This window comes from Nitrospira sp. BLG_2, assembly GCF_049222245.1.
Map to the genome: position 1 here is coordinate 1 of NZ_JBLYIG010000393.1, position 3,225 is coordinate 3,225.

Below are 3,225 nucleotides of genomic sequence, written 5' to 3' on the forward strand. Positions count from 1 at the left end.
AAGCGGACGCGCAAAGGCCGCTCGTTTTTCGCGTGCAGTAATTATCCCAAGTGTGAATTCGCCCTCTGGGATCGCCCTGTGCCCAAAGCCTGCCCGACGTGCCAGGCCCCGTTCCTGGTTGAGAAAGTCAGCAAGCAAGACGGCCGGAGTGTTCAATGCCGCAATCAAGATTGCGGCTATCGCGAAGCAGGGTGACCCTTCGAGATCGGTTCCTTTACCTTCCTTGCAGTCCGTCAATCACCACACTCCTTCATCCTTGTTGCACGTGACAGCGATTGACTGACAGGTCCTCGCTAGGTTCAAACATGGGCGGTTCCTTGATGTCTGCTATGACTGTTGTTAACTGCCATGTCTCCTGGAGATGAGGCAGTTTAGTCACATCCATACCATTCTGCTACAGCTCCTGTAGGATAAACCATTCGTCGTTTCATGAGAGAAATTTCCTAACCAGCTGAAGATCAATTGCTCCGTCTCTCATCTTGTGAACAAGGCGTAACGGCACTCACTTTGCTGAATATCCAAGCATGTCTAGCGGCACTTTCTTCTTCGAGCTCAGGGGAAGATACGTTGGACGAAAATCGTTTTGAAGCCGGATATTTGTCTGATTCCGACTAGGACAATTCCGAGTCTTGATTCTTCACCGGCGTGCGTTAATGTTTTTATTGAAAACGAGAACGCCCTATCCAGGAACGGAGCGGAGACGTGGAAGACAGCGGGGAGCACAATAGCCGAGGCTGGCATTTGATCCGCACCAGGGATTTTGGGTTGCTATGGTGGGGACAGATGATCTCCCAAATCGGAGAAGGCCTCAATAAAGTCGCTCTACTCTGGTTCGTGTATACCCTCACCGGTTCGGCTCTGAAAATGACGATCGTGGGATTGCTCCAAACCATTCCGCCTTTGCTGTTCGGCCCTATCATAGGGGTTTTTCTTGATCGCCTGCCGAAGAAGGTTGTCATGGTGTGGGTGGACTTGATTCGTGCCGTCATGATCTTTCTTGTCCCGGCTTTATTCGCTCTCGACCTCCTCACCCTTGAAGGCTTGTATGCTCTGATCTTCTTGACATCGATCGTCTCGACTATCTTTGGGCCGGCCTTAGTGTCGGCTGTCCCGCGCTTGGTCCATCCGTCTGAATTGGTGAGGGCGAATGCCTTGATCCAGGGCACGAATAACATTGGGTTATTGCTGGGACCGGCTATCAGCGGCGTGCTCATCGCAATGATTGGGGCGGAAAAAGTCCTGTATGTGAATTCGGTCACCTTCCTCGTATCCGCCTGTTGTCTCATCCCCATGCGATTTCATGAAACGCTCAAGATTGGCCAAGAGGTCGGTCGCATTTCCGCCACCGTGCTCGACGATTTGAAAGTAGGACTTCGATTTGTCTTCGGCACGCAATCTACGGTTTTTCTCCTGGTTATTATCTCCGCCTTGTACAACCTGGGCGCGAGTGCGTTTGTGTTCATTCTGCCGGTATATGCAAAAGAGTTTCTCCAGGTCGGTCCGGTTCAATTGGGGTGGCTCTGGTCCGGCCTCGGGGTCGGTATGTTGGCGGTGTCCACCTGGCTCGCCACGAAGCGCCAAGGAGATCTGCATAGCCGATTGCGCCTCATTGTCCGTGGGATGACGGTCGGGGGGCTGGCGATCTGCAGCCTCAGCCTGCTCGAAACACCGTTGGTGGCTACCGCGGTGGTTATTGTCGTCGGTGGCAGCACGGCGATTATGAATCCCGTTGTGTGGGCGTTGCTCCAGGAAGCCACGCCGGAACATTTAATGGGACGCGTGCTCACGACGTTCAGCACGGGATCGATGGCCACCGCCATGGCGGACATGACCGGCTTTGGGTGGATTGCGGACGCCGTCGGCCCGGCGCAAAGCCTTATCGGGCTTGGACTGGTTCTGTTACTGACGGCAGCCGTCGCGATCCGGTTCATGCGCCAAGCGGTCATGGCGCAACGGGTTGCAGCCTAAACTTCACGTCAGGTCGCGCGGTGTCCCGATCATTCCGCCTGCCGTTCCACCTATCCTGTCGGCCCATTCCGATGTAATCTGGTCAGCTGAGATCACGTATGCGGAGACAACCGCCGTACGCATCCCGTCGGCCCTTCACGATGGATTGGGAAAAAGAGATGTCTCCTATGGTGGAACGTCCAATCCTCCGTCCAAGACGGTGGCTCCTCACGCGCGATTTCGGCCTGGTGTGGTGGAGCCAGGTGTTGTCGCAGGTGGCGGACGGCGTCAGCAAGTTGGCTCTTTTGTGGTTTGTCTATTCCATCACCGGTTCGGCGCTGAAGACGGCGGTCATCGGCCTCCTGCAAACATTGCCGCCGATTGTCCTCGGACCCGTGATCGGCGTGGTGGTCGATCGATTTCCCAAGAAGGCCATCCTGATCGTCAGCGACCTGGCCAGAGCCCTCTTGATCGGCTTAATCCCCTGCTGGGTGTCCGTGGAGTCGTTTACGATAGAAGCGCTCTACGTGATGACGTTTCTCTACGGGATTGCCACGGCCATGTTCATCCCGACGCTGTCATCGTCGGTGCCGCTCATGGTGCAAAAAGATCAGTTGACTGCCGCCAATGCCCTTCTCCAAAGCACGACGAGCCTCGGCATCATCATCGGGCCGGTCATCAGCGGACTGGGGATTGCCTTTTCCGGCTCACAGGACGTGCTCTGTGTCAATGCGGTGACCTATCTGGCATCCGCGGTATTCTTGTTTCCCCTTCGTCTATCGGCCGGGATGACGACGTCTCCGCCGGAGAGCCGCCGCACAACGGCGATTGAAGATCTGTTCGACGGTATTCGGTATACGTTGATATCCCGGCGCGCGATCCTCGCGTTGATCATGTTGGCGTCGCTCTATACGTTCAGCAGCGGAGCCTTTACCACGCTGTTTCCTGTGTTCGGGAAACAGCTTCTCTCACTCGGTCCCGCGGAAGTGGGGTACCTTTGGTCTTGGCTCGGCGTGGGTTTCCTCCTTGTCTCGCTCTGTCTCGTACGGCTCACCGAATGGGATCTTCGGCGCCGGATATCGGTTATCACGCTGTCGAGCGCCGTCGGCGGGTTGGCGTTGTGTGGGCTGGTCTGGACGTCGAACATCATGGTGGCAGCCCTGCTCGTGATGGTGATCGGCATGGGATTGGGGACCTGGACACCGATCGCCTGGGGGATTATCCAGGAGATCTCGCCCGCTCACATGGTGGGACGGGTCATGGCGCTCTACACGGCCA

General features: G+C 56.2%; 3 protein-coding genes. All 3 read left to right on the top strand.

The window, feature by feature from the left end:
• The coding region (locus ACOSYY_RS10835; protein WP_421662370.1) for a topoisomerase DNA-binding C4 zinc finger domain-containing protein at positions 1-195 on the top strand (195 nt) is incomplete at its 5' end.
• 507 nt (positions 196-702) lie between these two features.
• Positions 703-1,968 carry an MFS transporter gene (locus tag ACOSYY_RS10840; RefSeq protein WP_421662371.1) on the top strand — a complete coding sequence of 422 codons (1,266 nt, stop codon included), beginning with the start codon at positions 703-705 and terminating at the stop codon, positions 1,966-1,968.
• A 167-nt stretch (positions 1,969-2,135) separates the two neighbouring features.
• Positions 2,136-3,225 (top strand): MFS transporter (locus tag ACOSYY_RS10845; RefSeq protein WP_421662372.1); only part of this gene is annotated, 1,090 nt, incomplete at its 3' end.